The sequence below is a fragment of the Shewanella fidelis ATCC BAA-318 genome (genome assembly GCF_000518605.1).
GTDB lineage: Bacteria > Pseudomonadota > Gammaproteobacteria > Enterobacterales > Shewanellaceae > Shewanella > Shewanella fidelis.
On the sequence record NZ_JADX01000005.1, the window covers coordinates 106,779 to 125,098 of the forward strand.

Annotated in this window: 15 protein-coding genes; 9 read left to right on the top strand and 6 right to left on the bottom strand. The window is 43.7% G+C overall.

Translation table 11 applies throughout. The features are described 5' to 3' along the window. Positions 1–108 precede the first annotated feature (108 nt). Positions 109–1,191 (bottom strand): OmpA family protein, encoded by a 1,083-nt coding sequence (locus L884_RS0102930; RefSeq protein WP_028766087.1) that lies wholly within the window; start codon positions 1,189–1,191, stop codon positions 109–111. An 805-nt stretch (positions 1,192–1,996) separates the two neighbouring features. On the opposite strand from L884_RS0102930, the gene L884_RS0102935 reads away from it, so the two are divergent. Then, complete coding sequence (locus tag L884_RS0102935) at positions 1,997–2,977, top strand: fimbrial protein (protein ID WP_156925645.1); 981 nt, start codon at positions 1,997–1,999, stop codon at positions 2,975–2,977. A gap of 208 nt (positions 2,978–3,185) precedes the next feature. Here L884_RS0102935 and L884_RS0102940 read toward each other — a convergent pair whose 3' ends face one another. Then, positions 3,186–4,112 carry an LpxL/LpxP family Kdo(2)-lipid IV(A) lauroyl/palmitoleoyl acyltransferase gene (locus tag L884_RS0102940; protein ID WP_028766089.1) on the bottom strand — a complete coding sequence of 309 codons (927 nt, stop codon included), beginning with the start codon at positions 4,110–4,112 and terminating at the stop codon, positions 3,186–3,188. A 99-nt stretch (positions 4,113–4,211) separates the two neighbouring features. Here L884_RS0102940 and hldE point away from each other — a divergent pair, with 99 nt between their 5' ends. The 5 genes from hldE (at position 4,212) to L884_RS0102965 (ending at position 9,164) form a co-directional block, all read left to right on the top strand. Then, positions 4,212–5,642, top strand: coding sequence for a bifunctional D-glycero-beta-D-manno-heptose-7-phosphate kinase/D-glycero-beta-D-manno-heptose 1-phosphate adenylyltransferase HldE (gene hldE, locus L884_RS0102945; RefSeq protein WP_028766090.1), 1,431 nt, complete (start codon positions 4,212–4,214; stop codon positions 5,640–5,642). A 26-nt stretch (positions 5,643–5,668) separates the two neighbouring features. Further along, positions 5,669–6,610 (top strand): hypothetical protein, encoded by a 942-nt coding sequence (locus tag L884_RS21630; RefSeq protein ID WP_211239187.1) that lies wholly within the window; start codon positions 5,669–5,671, stop codon positions 6,608–6,610. Positions 6,611–6,753: 143 nt separating this feature from the next. After that, a complete protein-coding gene (locus L884_RS0102955) occupies positions 6,754–7,233 on the top strand; it encodes a TetR family transcriptional regulator (RefSeq protein WP_028766091.1) in 480 nt (159 codons plus the stop codon). A gap of 245 nt (positions 7,234–7,478) precedes the next feature. Next, positions 7,479–8,072, top strand: a complete 594-nt coding sequence (locus L884_RS0102960; RefSeq protein ID WP_028766092.1) for a hypothetical protein — start codon at positions 7,479–7,481, stop codon at positions 8,070–8,072. Positions 8,073–8,081: 9 nt separating this feature from the next. Further along, complete coding sequence (locus tag L884_RS0102965; RefSeq protein WP_028766093.1) at positions 8,082–9,164, top strand: rhomboid family intramembrane serine protease; 1,083 nt, start codon at positions 8,082–8,084, stop codon at positions 9,162–9,164. 74 nt (positions 9,165–9,238) lie between these two features. On the opposite strand, the gene L884_RS0102970 is transcribed toward L884_RS0102965, so the two are convergent. The 4 genes from L884_RS0102970 to L884_RS0102985 all read right to left on the bottom strand — a co-directional run bounded on the left by L884_RS0102970 (position 9,239) and on the right by L884_RS0102985 (position 13,639). Continuing rightward, on the bottom strand, positions 9,239–10,606 hold the full coding sequence (locus tag L884_RS0102970; RefSeq protein WP_028766094.1) for a MipA/OmpV family protein: 1,368 nt from the start codon (positions 10,604–10,606) through the stop codon (positions 9,239–9,241). A gap of 178 nt (positions 10,607–10,784) precedes the next feature. Further along, complete coding sequence (locus tag L884_RS0102975) at positions 10,785–12,167, bottom strand: NAD(P)(+) transhydrogenase (Re/Si-specific) subunit beta (protein WP_028766095.1); 1,383 nt, start codon at positions 12,165–12,167, stop codon at positions 10,785–10,787. A gap of 6 nt (positions 12,168–12,173) precedes the next feature. Continuing rightward, entirely contained in the window at positions 12,174–12,449 is a 276-nt protein-coding gene (locus L884_RS0102980; protein WP_028766096.1) for an NAD(P) transhydrogenase subunit alpha part 2, read from the bottom strand. Continuing rightward, positions 12,449–13,639: a Re/Si-specific NAD(P)(+) transhydrogenase subunit alpha gene (locus L884_RS0102985; protein ID WP_037410268.1), complete on the bottom strand. Its 1,191-nt coding sequence runs from the start codon at positions 13,637–13,639 to the stop codon at positions 12,449–12,451. The genes L884_RS0102980 and L884_RS0102985 overlap by 1 nt, the downstream gene beginning before the upstream one ends. 345 nt (positions 13,640–13,984) lie before the next feature. Between L884_RS0102985 and L884_RS0102990 the strand changes: the two genes are divergently transcribed. The 3 genes from L884_RS0102990 (at position 13,985) to L884_RS0103000 (ending at position 18,318) form a co-directional block, all read left to right on the top strand. Beyond that, a complete protein-coding gene (locus L884_RS0102990; RefSeq protein WP_028766098.1) occupies positions 13,985–15,781 on the top strand; it encodes an assimilatory sulfite reductase (NADPH) flavoprotein subunit in 1,797 nt (598 codons plus the stop codon). A gap of 85 nt (positions 15,782–15,866) precedes the next feature. Beyond that, positions 15,867–17,564, top strand: a complete 1,698-nt coding sequence (gene cysI / locus L884_RS0102995) for an assimilatory sulfite reductase (NADPH) hemoprotein subunit (RefSeq protein ID WP_028766099.1) — start codon at positions 15,867–15,869, stop codon at positions 17,562–17,564. Continuing rightward, on the top strand, positions 17,557–18,318 hold the full coding sequence (locus L884_RS0103000; protein ID WP_169731771.1) for a phosphoadenylyl-sulfate reductase: 762 nt from the start codon (positions 17,557–17,559) through the stop codon (positions 18,316–18,318). The genes cysI and L884_RS0103000 overlap by 8 nt, the downstream gene beginning before the upstream one ends. Positions 18,319–18,320: the final 2 nt, after the last annotated feature.

The window sequence follows — 18,320 nt, forward strand, 5'->3', positions numbered from 1 at the left end:
AGTCGATCGGGAAATTTAGCAGTCGCATATTAGCCAACAAAGCTAGGCGGTTTTAATATTTGCCCACAATGAATATTGTGGGCAAATGATTTTAAATTTGTAAAACGCTTACTTCAGTACTGCAATCTTTTTAGTGCCAATTACTTGCGCTTCAATTCGGCGGTTTGCAGTATTTGCTTCCATAGAGCTACCTTTAACTAATGGTTGGGTATTTCCATAACCTTTGTATGAAACTCTACTTTTTGCAATCCCATATTCAGCAGTTAAAACTCTCGCCACAGCCTCTGCACGTTTCTCTGAAAGCTCCATGTTGTACTGTGAACTGCCTATATTAGAAGCATGCCCTGAAATAGTAACTTTGGTATTAGGATTTTGCTTCATGTGTACTGCTAATTTTTTAATATCTCTATACGCAGAAGACTGTACTACCGCAGAGTTATTGGCAAACTTAGCTTCAATATTAAAGCTTTCTTCGATGTTTTTATAAACGGTGCAACCATGATGATCAACTTTATGATTGGAAGGCGTATTTATGCAATGATCTAAATTGTTCGGTACCTGATCACCATCGTCGTCCATCGTCGTCACTACAGTTTTTGATTGGGTGCCAAAACGATAACGCAGCGCTAGGCCCCAGTAGTTACTTTCCATTGCTAAGGTTTTCCACTTATCTTCATCTAAGTTTTCATAACGACGATATTTAACTTGAAGCATTAAGTTTTCACTAATGTCATAACCTACTCCCGCCCCTATATACGGTGCAATACCACTATCGCTGTAATACTCGCTACCATATTGCTTGTTATTAGAAATATGGTAGTTAAGCAGACCAACCTCTGTAGACAAACTCCAGTCTTCGGTTAACGGCCAAAATCCAATTCCTCCAAGACTCATCCCTTTAGCGCCAACATCATTTAGTTTGTTTGAATAATCTACCCACTCTGCTCGACCAAGTTGACGGTAACCAAGCTCAACGCCAAAATAATCATGAAACAAATAGCCAGCAAAAATATCCCAAGCATAAGGATCATCTTCGCCACAGCTTTTCATCGTTTTTTGATCGCAGTTTGGTTGATAGTTATTAACCCCTACACCACCACCAACATACCAAGGTGTCATGTCATCAGCTGCAATCGCAGTTAAAGGTAACAAGGTTGCAAGACACATCGCTTTTAGTACATGGTTCATCATTCTAAATCTCCTTATTTATTGCATTAGTAAAAGCTAATCGCTATTAGTAAAAGCACTCAGTTTCAAACTGTTAATCCAATTAATTTATGTGCTTACAATAGTTAAATACTTATAAGGTTAGCGTAACATTAGAGCCTTAAAGTAAGAGCGGGTAAGAGGTAGTTGAATACTAGGGCGGTAAACTTATTCAACTCAAATAAAAGTGTATTAACAATTATTAAGCATTACCTTTAACTATAAAAGGTTCTATAATTGTGACGAATATGGCTTGACAAGGCTAAGGTGTCGCTAACGTATCGAGTTTGTATCACTAACATATAATAAAACGGTTAACGCCTCAGTTTAATTAAAGTTCAAAGTGAAAGCTTAATAATAAACCTCATGGGTAAAATGGATTTAAGAGGTATTAATTATTAATGCTATATTAATACTAAAATGCTTATTCCAACCCTTTATGTCGCTTGTCTCATCTCAAATGTTAAGGGGCGCAATGTTCAATAACGTTTAGCGCTCAATAACGTTTAGCGCTCAATAACGTTTAATGCCTGTAAGTCCTTATTAATACCATTATCAATATCCTTAACAGTATATAATAAGTTTTAATCCTGCTTGAATATTTTGTATGTTACTGTCCTTCCCTGCTTACGAGTAAACTCTATAAACTTAAGTGGAATAAGGTGACGTCATGAAAGGGAAAATTAACTTAAAAACCTCAAATCCGAGCAGTAAAAAGATAAACAACCTTCTACCCGTTCTTCAGGTCATCTCCGTGTTCGCAAGTCTATTTTTAGTCAGCAGCTTAACTATGACCACATTTAAAGCCCATGCCTTACCAAAAGCACTAGGGCACCATCGTTGCGGCGTAACGGGCTCCGGTGGAGACTTCGACCTACACGCGGTGATCCAAAACAGCAATATTGACCCGACGACTCCCATGGGATCAGTATTAACCACAATAGAAATGGAAGGTGGAGCATGGAATTTTAGATGTACGGTATCAGGCAGTCCTAATGATATCCTCTTCCTTGGACCTCATGCTGAAGGTGGATGGAGCACTGCACCTAGCCCAAACAATGATAATACCGTTTGCCGCATTCCTGGCATACAGGGAATAGGTATTCGTTTCTATCGAAAAGATGGGCAGGCGAAAAAATGTTACACCACGATATTTGAACCGAATAACATCATTAGAATTCAATGGTGGGATGGCAATGAAACAGCAAGTTACTCTCCCTTAGCCGAGCTGGTTCGTATAGGCGATATAGCGGGAGGGGCTCAGACACTTCCTAATATGCCAATAACGAGCATGATAACTAATAAGAGCTTGAGACATGACTTATTCAGGCTAGTGTTTACCAACCCAACGCTCGACGCCCCTTCTTGCACAATGGCTCAATTTAACCAGACCATCGATTTTGGTAGTGGGATTGCGCGAGGCGATGAAGTCATTAGTAAACCATTTGATGTTTGGTTAACCGATTGTTCTGGTGATACCTTAACTGAGTTTAAAAATAGTGCAGAGTTGTCTTTCACTTCATCACTGGGAAGAATTAGTCTCAATGGTACTCGACTATATAACTGTGATGACGATGACTGCGCTAATGGCGCCTATATTACCTTTACAGATATTGAAGGAGATGATGTCAACCTAAAAGATGGATATAGATTAAATGCCCAAACGACGGACGATGACTACAAACTCAGTTTTAGCAGTAATTTACATACTGAAAACACTACCGGAGGTAAAATTGACACCTCGCTCACGTTGGTGATTAGCTATCTTTAATTCAAATAATACAAAGTCTTTATCTGATTGGTATCACACCTTCCCCGTTCGAAGTTGCTGAAGTATGTAGATGGCTCTTTATGAAAGAAATGACCAAGAGGGAGATTGCTGTTGCTCCCCTCTTGGTCGTGTGTGAGTTGGCTGCTCATAACCTTAATTGTAAGACGAAGTCTAACTCCAAACTCAATCTCAGCTTGGTAACCAAGTGTTACCGATACAACGACGCATCCTCTTTATTTGGCCGAGTCTTAAAGCGTCTGTGCAACCACATATACTGTGACATATTACGACTAATGGTTTGCTCAATAATCTTATTACCGCGTTTCGCGTCTTCTACTTCATTCTCGCCGGGGAAGTTCTCTAGCGCTGGTTGGATCTCAATATTGTAACCAGTGTCATCGCTATTACGTTCAACGAAAAAAGGTAACACCTTAGCTTTGCCTAATTTGGCGAGGGTAGTTGCACCAGTAATGGTGGCGGCATCGGGGACATTAAAGAAAGGAATAAAAATGGCGCTTGAGCGACCAAAATCTTGGTCTGCGGTATACCAGATCACATTGGGTTCACGCAGGCTGCGTACCATTTGGCGTAAATCACGCTTGGGGACTAAGGCCTTGTTTGAACGCAGGCGACCTTTGACCTGCAGATATTCCATTAAGGGGTTGTTATGGGGGCGGTAAACACCCACTCCGGGCTGAAACTGACCAAAAATACGTGCGCCCATTTCTAGTGGTAGACAGTGCACGGCAAACAAAATCACGCCTTGGCCATTAGCGAGTGTTTGCTCCACATGCTCTTTGCCTTTTATGGTCATGTGCTTTTGAATTTTTTCATCAGACCACCACCATGCGTTGGCGGTATCGAATACTGCTTTGCCGGTCTCTTCAAAGTTCTGTTTTAGTAGTTGCTGTATTTCAGCCTCAGGCATATCGGGGAAACACAGCTCGAGATTTCGTCTCGCGGTTTTGACTCGGCTGCCAACCAGCTTCATGGCGAGTCTGCCAAGTCCTGAACCTAGCTTCATTTGAATCGCTAGCGGTAGCATTTGTGTCAGCCGCATGAATCCAACGCCTAACCATAATAGCCAGTACTTAGGATGATAAAGGTGAGATGAAAATTGAGCTTTTTCTACCACGTAATTCTCGAATCCATTGAAAAATTACTCATTATTCTAACTCAAATTCGCGTAAAATTAGGTACAATCACTATTAAATTTTGTGAAAGATAAGACGTTATGAAAATTTCTCTGCCAGCATTTGAAAAAGCCAAGGTTCTCGTTGTAGGTGACGTGATGTTAGATCGTTACTGGGCTGGGCCTACTGCGCGCATTTCTCCAGAAGCGCCAGTTCCTGTAGTCAAAGTCGAGCAACTTGAAGACCGACCTGGTGGAGCGGCTAACGTTGCCATTAATATTGCTACTCTGGGCGGCGCTGCTAGCCTTGCAGGCATTGTGGGTACTGATGAAACTGCCGATGCTTTAACCCTTGGTATTCAAACCCTTGGGGTTGAGCCAAATTGGCATAAGGTGGCGGGTAAGCCAACCATTACTAAACTGCGGGTGATGTCGCGTAATCAGCAGCTATTGCGTTTAGATTTTGAAGAAAGCTATTCGCAAGCTGAAAGTGATGCGTTACTCAACCAAAGCTTAGCAAGTTTAGATAATGTCGATGTAGCAGTGTTGTCTGACTACGCTAAAGGCGCACTTATCTCACCACAAAGCTTTATTGAAGCGGCTAATGCTAAAGGGGTTAAGGTACTTGTTGACCCTAAAGGCACTGACTTTGCTAAATACCGTGGCGCTTACTTGCTTACACCTAATATGAGTGAGTTTGAGCTGGTTGTTGGCAAGGTTGAGTCTGAGGCTGACTTGGTAGCTAAGGCGCAAGGTCTGCTTGAAGCGTATGACTTTAATGCTATGTTGGTGACTCGCTCTGAAAAAGGCATGACTCTGATCACCCGCGAGCAACCTGAGCTGCATATTCCTACCGTGGCCCGTGAAGTTTACGATGTGACGGGAGCAGGGGATACCGTAATTTCAGCATTAGCGACAGCCATTGCGGCTGGCAGTGATTTAGCTCAAGCCTGTGCGATTGCTAACACTGCGGCAGGTATTGTTGTGGGTAAACTCGGCACCTCTACGGTGACGCGTTTAGAGCTTATCGAAGCGTTGTCAGTGAATCATGGCGAGTCTGGCTTTGGTGTTGTCAGTGAAGACCAATTAGCCTATGCACTTGAGCAAGCCAAACTGCGCGGCGAACGTGTCGTCATGACTAACGGCTGTTTTGATATTTTGCATGCAGGCCATGTGAGCTATTTACAGCAAGCGCGTGCTTTAGGTGATCGTTTGATTGTGGCGGTTAATACCGATGCATCAGTTAAACGCTTAAAAGGTGAAGGCCGCCCTGTTAACTCTGAAGATCGCCGTATGACAGTATTGGCTGCACTGGCTTCAGTAGATTGGGTGGTGCCGTTTAGTGAAGATACTCCGCAACGAGTCATTGGTCGTTTATTGCCTGACTTGTTAGTAAAAGGTGGCGACTACAAAGTTGAAGATATTGCTGGTGGTCAAGAAGTGATGGCTGCGGGTGGCCAAGTCAAAGTCTTAGGCTTTGAAGATGGCATTTCAACTACGGCAATTATTGAAAATATCATGGCTAATCAATAGTGGCTGGCCTGCGATAAGTTATCAGCATGAGCCTGCTAGGGGTTATTTGTGCTGGCGTTATAGCCGCGACTTCGGTTGCGGTTAAGCCTATTAACCTTGATGTTGTTAGCTTAGAGCAACGCTTACATAAACGCTTAGATAACGGTTTTTTTTGGACAGATATTGCCTCAAAACAAGCTTTGGTGTGTCCGCTAAAACAGTTACCACTTTGCCTAGCCCAGTTACCTAGGTCTGCCAATAAGTTACTGCCACTGCCTGCTGAATATTACAGTGAGTTACTTGGTCGCCGTGGTGCTATGGTGTTACCTGTACACCATGGTGATGTTGCCGGGATCATCCTTACCGATTTTAACCAGTTACCTAGCCAACAAACTATCAATTGGGGCGTAGGCCATTTCTCGCTACCGTTAAAACAACAAGCAATACTGACATACTGGCATGAGTTAGGGCATCTTTATGCGATTGATGCGCTGAGTGCTCAAGGCGAGGTCATACAAAGCCAATATCAACACGAGTGGTTGGCGGATCTTTATTTGCTGTGGCGGATTGCGATTGAGACCAATAGCTTGGAGCTTGCGTGGCAGCAATATCATAGGCGCAATATTGCAATGATGAACGACAGTGAGTTTATGTCCCATTGGTCTGTGCCTATATTAGCCCAGGTTTTTGAGTTGTATTCTCTCGAGCAACTGCGCGATTTTTCCAGCTTTAATCTGTTTTATGCTGATGTTTCTAAAAGGCTAACATTACATGATCAAGACAGCCTTGATGAGTTTTCAAGTTTGAGCCAGCGTACTTTTGGTGCGGGAACAGTGCAGCCATTACCCGGTTATATGTATTGGCGTAAACCTAAACTGGGTCAGTATTTAAAGCCGACATTGATTGCCTTGATGGGGCAAGATGAAGCGACTAAATGGTTGGCACAGCAGCAAATGAATGCTGAGGCGACTTTCAATTACTATGACTAATGTAGTCAGGTATTGCTAATCTAATCAGCGTTGTTTTTTGCTGAATATCAGCTGAACAAGCCATAAATAATCTTTCTATGCTAAGGCATTTGCTCTGGGCATTTGTTACAGTCATCCTATGGTGACTCTGATTAAGTGTGGTTATGGCAAAGCGATCAAAAGTTCAAACTAAGCAGACGGTACAGCAAATCCTAGATGAAGCAATGAAGCAGATTTTGGAGCTTGGTTATGATTCAATGTCGTATTCCACTTTATCTGACGCAACGGGCATTAGCCGTACTGGAATTAGCCATCACTTCCCACGTAAAAGCGACTTTTTAACCCGCTTAGATAGCCGAATTGCTGATATTTTTATTGAGCGTTTGGACTTCTCGTCGGTTCAGTCATTACAAACCACCTGGAAGGAATCATTAACTCAAGCCAACTTCAGGGCTATTATTCGCTTATTCTTTTCTTTGTGTGGCTCACAGCAAATTAATGTTAATCGTTACCAAGCTATCTCTTTAGCCAGTGAAACCGCTTTTGAAAAAATGGGCGATCAAGGTCGTTTGCTGGTGAATGCTTTAGTAGGTCAAAGTGCGCTTGTGCTTTGTGGAGTGGCTGAAGGTGAAGTCTTAGGTTGAGGAGCCCTGTTACTGTGCTTCACTGTGAGCCATCTATTTTCACTTATGCTTCAACAACGCTATTGAACTTACATAACACCCTAGAAACTCATCTTTTATCGCTGTAAACTTCTCCTTTCGGATTGGTTGATATTATCAATTCGCTCAAACCGTTAGTTTATTATCAAGGCAACTCATTCATTTGATGTTGTCGCTAATAATCCATGAAGGAATGTAGTGTAGCAATAGAAGGAGTCGTGTAGGAAATGGAAGTTCCCACAAAAACGCCACCCGCCGCAGAGCCGGTGAAGCGTTTCCCCAAACTAGATAACCAGGAGTTGGTCAAAACCAGCTTTTGGGTTAGTCAGATCTTTATGATCGTAGCCACAGTCGTTGGCGTTTACTTAGCAGCTCAAGAAGGTCTTAGTCAGGCAATTAAATTCGATGAGTTAAGTAACAAGCAAAATAACTATTATTTACGTCACGCTTTGTATGATGAAGTGACGGACAATATTAATATGCTTGAAGCTTATGCTGACACGTTAACCAAAGGCTCCAGTAACCCGTATGAGCTTAAACATATACGACCAAATATTGGTACGTTTGTTTGGGAGAATATGCGCTACTCTCCAAATGCCCTTGAAACCCCTACCACTATCCTCACTGAAACTCGGCGTTTTTATAATGCTTCAGAAGATATTGTGAGCAAAATTGAGGGCAGGTTTTATGGGTCAAAGTACGGGGCTAAACAGCTAAAAGAGTTAACTCAAAAAATGAGAACGGAAACCATGCCTAAGCTTGAGAAAAATTTTCAGTCTTTAGCATTAGAACTGAAACAGAATGGCATAACTGTCGAATAGGGAAGATTGATGAGTATGAAATGTCCGGGGTGCGCTAGCGATAAAATGCGCGTGTTTTACTTCCATGGTCAAGAGGTAGATAGCTGTACTGATTGTGGTGGGATATGGTTTGATAGCGGTGAGTTAAATGCGGCTTTATCGGCGGCAGATAATGGCAATGATAACGTAGGCATTGAAAGTGAATTGGGTGCCCATAAAGGCATGTCACACCGAAAGTGCAGCCATTGTGAAACACGCTTACACCAATATCATTTGATGGATAATTTTCAGGTAGAGGTGGATTTTTGTATCACTTGTACAGGAGTTTGGATTGATGATCATGAGCGTGAAAAAGTGGTGCAGTCACCGCAAATTCAATCTGCTTTGGAGCAACTGGATAAAAAAGTAAATGTGAAGACATGGCTATTCCAGTTTTTAATGCAGATGCCAATGGAGTACAACTTAAAACCTAAGACAACGCCTTGGGTTACCTATAGTTTAATTTTAATTAATACCTTGATTTTCTTAGCTACGGTACTGCAGCCAAACGCAACAGAGTGGATTTACGAAACCTTTGCACTGAAGCCTGTTGATTTAATGCAGGGGCAGCATATTACCGGTTTAGTGAGCCATATGTTTATGCATGGTGGCTGGATGCATTTAATTGGCAATATGTACTTCTTGTATGTGGTTGGCGACAACCTTGAAGATGCGCTTGGTCATAGCCGCTTTTTAGGGCTGTATTTGATTTGTGGTTTTGCCGCGGCTGCTGGGCACATTATTTCTGAGCCGAGTTCTTCCATCTATATGGTGGGGGCAAGTGGAGCGATTGCCGGTTTGTTTGGTATGTATCTACTTTGGTTTAGGCACGCAAGTTTGACCTTTATGTTTATTGTGTATCAGAAAAAACTATCGCCAATGGCATTCTTTGCTATTTGGTTAGCGATGAACCTGTTTGGCGCTTATATCGGTGGCGGTGGTGTGGCTTATTGGGCGCATATTGCTGGCTTTGTTGCAGGTCTTGCGATAGGTTTCGCGCTAAAAAGCAAAGTGATGCAAGCCAACCCTATGCTTGCCATACTGAATTCGCAAGAGCTCAAAGTCGCGCGTTAGTATAAAGTCGCAAGTTAGGATTAGTGATGAAAAAGGCCGCAATTGCGGCCTTTTTGTATTTCTGCTCAATACCATTAAAAGTGCCACTGCAGGTAAACACTTTGGTAGTTACTGCCACCGCTGATGCGGCCAAAGGCTGAACTGGATTCAAAGATCCCTGAGCGGTGGTGAATACTATAGCCTAGCCACATGTTATCGAGCTTTGCTGAATTAAAAATATCACCTAGATTGACATCCAATGAGAAATCTAAATAGTTGAGTAATTTAGAGGGTTTATAGCCTTTTAGATCTAACTCAGAGCCTTCAATATGGGTCACACTGCTGACATAAGATAACCCTTCAGCCACACCTAACCTAAAGCGTGGCCCAAGCTCAAAAGTGTAATAGGCTTTAATGGCAATAACAGCTTCGGCGATATCATCTTGAACCTCAGAGCTATAATGCCAAACGAGTCCGGGGGTAAGGTATAGATCAATCGGCAAGGTGAACAGGCTGTCGGTTAGCTGTGTACCGTAAAATGCTGAAGTGAATTGGTTATTGTAGGGATCGGTTTTGGTTTGCCACTTTAAGATCGCATTGAGATTAGAGGGCGTTGCCCAGCCATGTGCGATACGCAGATACTCACTGCCTGCTTTTGGTTTTGCTGTAACAGCTTGTGCTGAGTATTGTTTTTTATCTGGTTCAGGGTAAAAGCCGAAACCTAAGAATGATTCATATTGAAAGCGGTTATTGATGCTTGGTAGTTGGTAAACATCATCTTCAAGGCGACCCACGCCAAATTGGCCGAGCAGGTATAAGTTACTGGCAACGTGGTAACGGGCTTTTACTCCGGCATTAAAGGCAATGCCGCCGCCAACATCGTACCTATCTAAGCCGTAGTAATAGTCGTTAAAGTCGGCGCTTTTCCACTGAAACTCAGCATAAGGTTTTAGCGTCCAGTCACCTGACTGCCAATGATATTGAGTGCGACTATAGCCGTAACTGCGTTTATTAGAATCTGATAAGAAGGCTAAATCAAAATCCCAGTCATCTTTAACAAAACGGTACTGTAGACCAAAATCAAAGGCTTGTGACTGTGATTCATTTTGTAGTTCTTTGGGAATATCAACAAAGCGAAAGCGGGTGTATAGGTTGACTTGGTGGTTGTCGTTTTTCCAAATATGCCCTGCGGCTTCCATACCATTAATATAGAAGTAGTCATTTTCAAAGTAGATCAGGGGTAAAGTATCGTAAACCTCATCTTGCTCGGTCGCATAGGGAATATCACCGCGGCGAACACCGATCCCTATGCCCCAGTTATTAGGCCACTGGCTAACGCTTGCTTCAGCTAACTCAACCTTAGGTGGCGGCATTGGGTTTTTGCTTTGGTCTTGGGCGGCTTGTAATTTTGCAAACGGCAACAGCAAACCAATACAGACAATTGGAGCTAATTTTAGTGTCATATTATTTTCATGTTAGCGCAGAGGACTATAGATAAGAGTACTGCTTTTTAACCATCAAGCACATAATTTTAACAATAATAGGTTAAGCGGGTATTAAACATCAGAAGAAAGTGGCTAGTTTTAGCGAATTGAAATAAAAAAGGCCGCATTAGCGACCTTTTAAGCTGGAGACAGATACTTAATCTGCTTCTTTTAAGCTTTGGGTCAATTCAACAATGGCTTTCTTACCGTCACCAAATAGCATTAGTGAGTTATCTAATGCAAATAGTGGGTTAGGTAAACCAGCAAAGCCTGGGCTAAGAGAGCGTTTAACTACCACGACGGTTTTAGCTTTATCAACGTTTAGAATTGGCATGCCGTAAATTGGGCTACCTTTATCTTCACGAGCCATAGGGTTGGTTACGTCGTTGGCACCAATTACAATCGCCACGTCTGTTTGTTCGAACTGTGGGTTGATCTCATCCATCTCAATCAACTGCTCGTACGGCACTTCAGCCTCGGCTAACAACACGTTCATGTGACCCGGCATACGACCTGCAACGGGGTGGATCGCGTATAGCACTTCTGTACCGCGGGCTTCCATTACTGAGGCTAACTCACGCACTGCATGCTGGGCTTGTGCCATTGCTAAGCCATAACCCGGTACAATGACCACGCGCTCAGCAGTTTCTAGCAGCATGGCAACTTCTTCAGGTGAAGAAGAGGTTACTTTACCTGCGTAAACTTCGTCGGCATCGACCGTGTCACCACCTTCAGCCATGACGCCAAAGAGTACGTTAAACAGTGAACGGTTCATGGCTTTACACATGATTTGCGTCAAGATGATCCCTGATGCACCAACAAGTGAACCCGATACAATGAGTACCGTGTTACCTGTGATGAAACCTGTTGTTGCTGCTGCAATACCTGAATATGAGTTCAGTAGGGCGATTACAACTGGCATATCGGCGCCGCCAATTGGCACTACTAGCAGTAAGCCAAGCACTAGCGATACTGCAACCAATGCGTAGATCAGGTTGATGTTGCTTGGATCTAGCACTATCGCAATACCAAGGCCAATAGCGCTGATAAGCAAGATTCCATTGAGGATTTTGTTGCCCGGAACTTTAATCGGGTTACCTGAGATCAGTTCTTGTAGCTTAGCGAACGCCACAAATGAACCTGATAACGTTACCGCACCAATAATTACTGTGGCAGCAATAGAGATAAGTGCAACAGTGTGAGTTGCTGAGCTTGGGTCAAGGAAGTTTGCTAGGGCGATAAATAGCGAAGCACCGCCACCAAAACCGTTTAGCATAGCCACCATTTGCGGCATTGAGGTCACTTGGATCTTGGTTGCCATCACAGCACCAATCGCGCCACCTAACAATACGCCAGCAATAATCCACTCGTAGCTTAAAATGTTTTGATCGAATAGGGTTACAACCACAGCGATAAACATACCCAATGCTGAAAGCTGGTTACCGCGAACCGCAGTTCTAGGCTTAGTTAGCCCTTTGATACCTAATATAAATAGGCTTGCTGCCACCAAGTAGGCGAGGTAAATAATCGTCATACTCATAGTGGCTTATTTCCTTTTAAACATAGCTAGCATGCGGTTAGTTACCATGTAACCACCGACAACGTTAATGGTGGCCAGTACTACGGCGATAAAGCCTAATACATTGACCCAAATACCTGCGCCAGAGCCTGCTGATAGTAATGCGCCGACTAATGAGATCCCTGAGATCGCATTTGAACCTGACATTAATGGGGTGTGCAGCGTTGGTGGCACTTTGGTGATCATCTCGACACCTAAGAACACTGCGACCACAAAGAGGGTTATAAGCAGTAAGATTTCCATTATTTTGCCTCCGGTGCTGTTGCTACAGATGCTGAGTCTGCCAGTGGTTCTAGACCGAGCAGTTCGCGCAGACGAGCACTGCTGACGTCACCTTGATAGGCAACCACAGTGTCTTTAATGATCTCATCTTCAAAATCAAGATTAAGCTCGCCGTCTTTAGTGACTAATAGTTTGAGTAGGTTTTCAATATTAGTGCCATACATTTGGCTGGCATGGGTTGCGGCTGTTCCTGGAACATTTGATGGCCCAAGAATGGTCACGCCATTATGCACAACTTCTTTATCTAGCTGTGTTAGCTCACAGTTACCGCCAGTTTCTGCCGCTAAATCGACAATAATGGTGCCGGGCTTCATGCTATCAACCATCTCTTTGGTGATTAAGATAGGCGCTTTGCGTCCCGGAATTGCTGCGGTGGTGATAACAATATCTTGTTGGGCAAGGACATTGGCCATAGCTTGTTGCTGACGCTTTAAGAAGTCATCAGATTGTTCAGCCGCGTAACCGCCTTTGGTTTCAGTGTTTTCGGCTTCAAGATCAAGCTCTACCGGTTTAGCGCCAACAGAAATAATCTGTTCACGCGCAGCTGGGCGAATATCGTAAGCCTCAACCACTGCACCTAATCGTTTGGCGGTAGCACATGCTTGTAAGCCTGCAACACCGACACCCATGATAAAGGCGCGGGCAGGTTTTAATGTGCCTGCTGCTGTCATCATCATAGGGAATAAACGTGGTGCTTTGTGAGCAGCAAGTAATACTGCTTTGTAACCAGCGATGGTTGCCATAGAAGACAAAATATCCATGCTCTGTGCACGAGTAATACGCGGTACCAACTCAAGTGCTATTGCAGTTGCGCCAGTTGCAGCTATTGTTTGAGCGTTTTCAGGATGCGCAAGTGGATCCATCATGCCGATGACAATTTGCTGAGGTTTGATGACTGCTGATAACTCTGCAAGCTGTGCATCTTTAGCGTTCACAACTGTGATGATATCTGCGTCACTGAGTACTTGTTGGCGGCTGACTATGGTTGCGCCAGCTTGAATATAATCTTCATCAGTAAAACCAGCATTGTTGCCGGCGCCACTTTCAACAAGAACTTGTAAGTTATTTTTAAGCAGTCGAGTCACATTGGCTGGAATAATCGCAACGCGACTTTCACTAGCATGACTTTCTTTCGGTAGACCTAGCTTCACAAAGGTAAACCTCTCAGTTGAGGACATTCGTATGAACAGATGTCATTAATTTGTCAGGGTGCTTATTGTGGCGACTCTAAATCCAGACACAAGTGCATATTTTTCAATATCCTGTTTTCTGGACTGGTCAGACTAAAAAGTTTGCACTACTCCACACTTTTGCATGAAAGTTTGCGCTGACAAACCCTACAGCAAACGGATTTGTTGATTAGTCATTTACTTTTGTAGCTTAATTTTTGAGCTTTGTATATTCCTAAATTGAATTAAAAATTATCTTTTATTCTTTTTTCTTTATCTAGTGAGGGGCTAAGCTGAGCGACATTACACTGATACAGGGCCGTTTCCATGTTGTTAAAAGAGCTTTCATCACTCGCTTCACCGCTTTCTGCTGGTCAAGTGGACAAGTTAAAGCAGCTCACTGCAGAGCTGAGTGCCGTTCAACTTGCTTGGGTTAGCGGCTACCTTGCTGCAACGTCTGAACAAGGCGTGACAGGCGTACCACAAGTTGCTGGTAGCAATGAGGCGGGTACAGAGCAAGTTATTACCATTCTTTATGGTAGCCAAACCGGCAATGGTCGTGGTGTCGCTACTGAACTGGCAGAGAAAGCTCAGGCTCAAGGCTATGCCGTGAACCTTACTTCGATGGGTGATTACAAAACGCGCCAGTTGAAACAAGAAAGTTTATTGTTGCTGGTTGTCAGTACTCACGGTGAGGGCGATGCACCAGATGATGCGATTGAACTACATAAGTTTTTAAACTCTAAACGTGCCCCTAAACTGGATAACTTAAACTATTCAGTGTTGGCGCTTGGTGACTCAAGCTACGAGTTTTTCTGCCAAACAGGGAAAGACTTTGACTCTCGTCTAAGTGCATTAGGCGCAAAAGCCATTGCCCCAATTGTTGAGTGTGATGTTGATTACCAAGAACAAGCCGAGCAGTGGCAGGCCGATGTATTAGAAGCAGTTAAGCCATTAGTGCAAAGTGCTGGGGCGAGTGTGGTGTCTATTGCCAGCAGCCAAACAGTAACATCAAGTTTCACCAAGCAAAAACCTTATACAGCTGAACTGCTAGTCAGCCAAAAACTCACGGGACGAGATTCTGACCGAGATGTCCGCCATGTGGAAATTGAGCTAGGTGAATCAGGTATTCATTACCAAGCGGGTGATGCGTTAGGTGTATGGTTTAGCAACTCTAATGAACTGGTGTCTGAGTTGATCACCGCTTTATCACTTGATGAAAACGAGCAAATGACAGTGGCGAAAGAGTCATTAACCTTGCGTGATGCGCTCACCAATAAAAAAGAGCTAACACAGCTTTATCCGGGATTAGTGAGTGGTTGGGCTGAGCTGAGCCAAGACGCTGAATTACTCAGTTTAAGTGCCGACAAGGCATTGACTCGTGAGTTTATTAATAATCATCAAGTTGCTGATTTAGTTAAGCTATATCCTGCAAAAGTCACTGCGGAACAGTTCGTTGGCTTACTGCGCGGTATTACGCCAAGATTGTACTCTATTGCATCGAGCCAAGCTGAAGTTGAGTCTGAAGTACACCTGACGGTAGCACTTGTGGAAGAAGAGCGTGACGGCGTTTCGCGCTTTGGTGGGGCATCTAGGTTCCTTGCGAGTGCAGAAGAAGGCCAAGAAGTGCAAGTGTATGTTGAGCCAAATAATCACTTCCGCTTACCTGAAAACCCTGACACGCCAGTGATTATGGTTGGCCCCGGTACCGGAGTTGCGCCATTTAGAGCCTTTATGCAAGAGCGTGCTGCTCAAGGTGCTGCAGGTAAAACATGGCTGTTCTTTGGTAACCCGCATTTTGAGCAAGATTTCCTATATCAAACTGAATGGCAGCAGTATCTGCAAAGCGGTGAATTATCACGTATTGATCTGGCTTTCTCTCGCGATCAAGACCACAAGATTTATGTGCAACACAAGATTGCCGAGCAAGGTGAGCAACTGTGGCAGTGGCTAGAAGAGGGCGCGCATTTCTATATTTGTGGTGACGCTGAGCGCATGGCTAAAGATGTGCACCAAGCTCTGCTTGATGTAGCAGTTAAGTTTGGTAACAAGACCCCAGAACAAGCTGCAGAGTTTTTAGAAGAGTTAAGAGCGGCGAAGCGTTACCAAAAAGACGTCTATTAATAACAATCTATAGCGATAGCGCAATGATGAGTGACGCCATGCAAAGCGGGCGCAAAACAAAAAGAATTTAAGAGAGTACCTTGCTATGAGTGAGCAAAAGTTAGCAGTAAACGAATATTTAAAAACCGATAGTGATTACCTGCGCGGTACCATTCAAGAAGGCTTGGATACCGCGGTGACCGGTGCTTTTAGCGAAGGTGATCAGCAATTGATTAAGTTTCATGGTTTTTATCAGCAAGATGACCGTGATTTACGTAATGAACGTAAAGAGCAAAAGTTGGAGCCTTTATACAGCTTTATGTTACGCGCCCGTGTGGCTGGTGGTGTTTGTACTCCACAGCAGTGGCTTGCGGTTGATGAAATTGCCTCTAATTTAACTAGCTCGAACAGTATTCGTTTAACGACACGTCAAACGTTTCAATACCACGGTATTCCAAAGCGTAACTTGAAAACCATTATTCAAGATTTAGACCGTGAGGCGCTAGACTCGATTGCAGCATGTGGTGATGTGAACCGTAATGTTATGTGTAACCCAAATCCGGTTGAGTCTAAGCTGCATCAACAAGCTTATGCCTACGCTAAGCAGTTGTCAGATAACATGTTGCCACATACCAAAGCTTACGCCGAGATCTGGTTAGACGATGAAAAGCTGGTCACGACTGAAGGTGAAGAAGTGGAACCGGTTTACGGTAAAACCTATCTGCCACGTAAATTTAAAATGGCGGTGGCAGTGCCGCCAGATAACGACGTTGACGTTTACACCAATGATTTAGGATTTATTGCCGTGGCCGATGGTGATGAGCTGATTGGCTTTAATATGGTTGCTGGTGGTGGCATGGGTTCTACTCATGGTGAAGTGGCGACTTTCCCGCGTTTAGCTGATGATTTTGGTTATATCAAGGCTGAAGATACTTTGAAGTTTGCTGAAGCGGTAATGACGATCCAGCGTGACTGGGGTAACCGTGAAAATCGCAAACTATCGCGCTTGAAATACACCATAGTTAAACATGGTTTCGATAAGTTTAAAGCTGAGGTTGAAGCACGTACGGGGATCAAATTTGAACCTAAGCGAGATGTGGTCATTGGTGATCGTGGCGATCGTTATGGTTGGAAACAAGGCGTTGATGATAACTGGCACTTAACCTTATTCATCGAAGGTGGTCGTGTTAAAGACTTGCCGGGGCAGCCATTGCAAACAGGTTTACGAGAAATTGCTAAGATCCATAAAGGTGATTTCCGTATGACCTCAAACCAAAATATTATTATTGCTGGTGTCGCCGCTGCTGATAAAGAGCAAGTTGAGTCGATAGCTCGGCAGCATGGCTTATTGGGTAAGCTAATTACTGAAACCCGTGGTCACTCGATTGCTTGTGTGGCACTGCCTACTTGTGCGTTGGCAATGGCTGAGGCTGAGCGTTACTTCCCTGACTTTTTGACTAAAGTTGAAGCGCTACAAGAGAAGCATGGCTTTTTAGATCAAGGCATAGTGATCCGCATGACGGGTTGTCCTAATGGTTGTGCTCGTCCATTTGCTGCTGAAATCGGTTTAGTAGGTAAAGCGCCGGGGCGTTATAACTTGTATTTAGGCGCTAGTTTTGAAGGTACTCGTTTAAACAAACTGTATCGTGAGAATATCCAAGAAGCGGAGATCCTCGCGGAACTTGATGCTCTGTTTGCGCGTTATGTAGAAGAACGAGAAGAGGGTGAAACTTTTGGTAATTACACTGTACGCAGTGGTGTAGTTGCCGCAGTTAATGATGCGGCTAAGGATTTTCATGGCTAATACTTTTGAGTCAGTGATAACTGCTGATGAGCTGCAAGCCTTGTTGGACGCGCCTAAAGTGGAGCAACAAGCAGAATTAGCCCGAGTTAATGCTTATTTGGAAGCATTAACTCCGGTTGAGCGAGTCAAGTGGGCATTGCAGTATCTACCGGGTAACCATGCCCTCTCATCCAGCTTTGGTATACAAGCTGCGGTGATGTTGCATATGGTTAGTCGTGAAAAAGCTGATATCCCTGTATTGCTCACAGATACTGGCTATTTGTTCAGTGAGACTTACCAATTTATTGATGAATTAACAGAGCGCCTAAGTTTAAATCTTAAAGTGTATTCGTCGCCGTTTAGTTCAGCTTGGCAAGAAGCGCGTTTCGGTAAGTTGTGGGAGCAGGATATTGATGGGTTGGATAAATATAACCAGATCAATAAAGTCGAGCCGATGCAGCGAGCCTTAAACGAGCAACAGGTTGGCACTTGGTTTGCGGGACTTAGACGCTCACAGTCAAGCACGCGTGAAGATTTACCTGTGTTAGCGATTCATGGCCAACGCTATAAAATCTTGCCGATAATTGATTGGAGCAATAAGCAAGTCCATGAGTATTTAACCGAGTTTGAGCTGCCTTATCATCCGTTATGGGATCATGGTTATGTTTCTGTCGGCGATACGCACTCGAGTAAACCACTTGAGTTAGGGATGACAGAAGAGCAAACACGCTTTAATGGCTTAAAACGTGAGTGCGGATTACATTTTGATATTTAGTA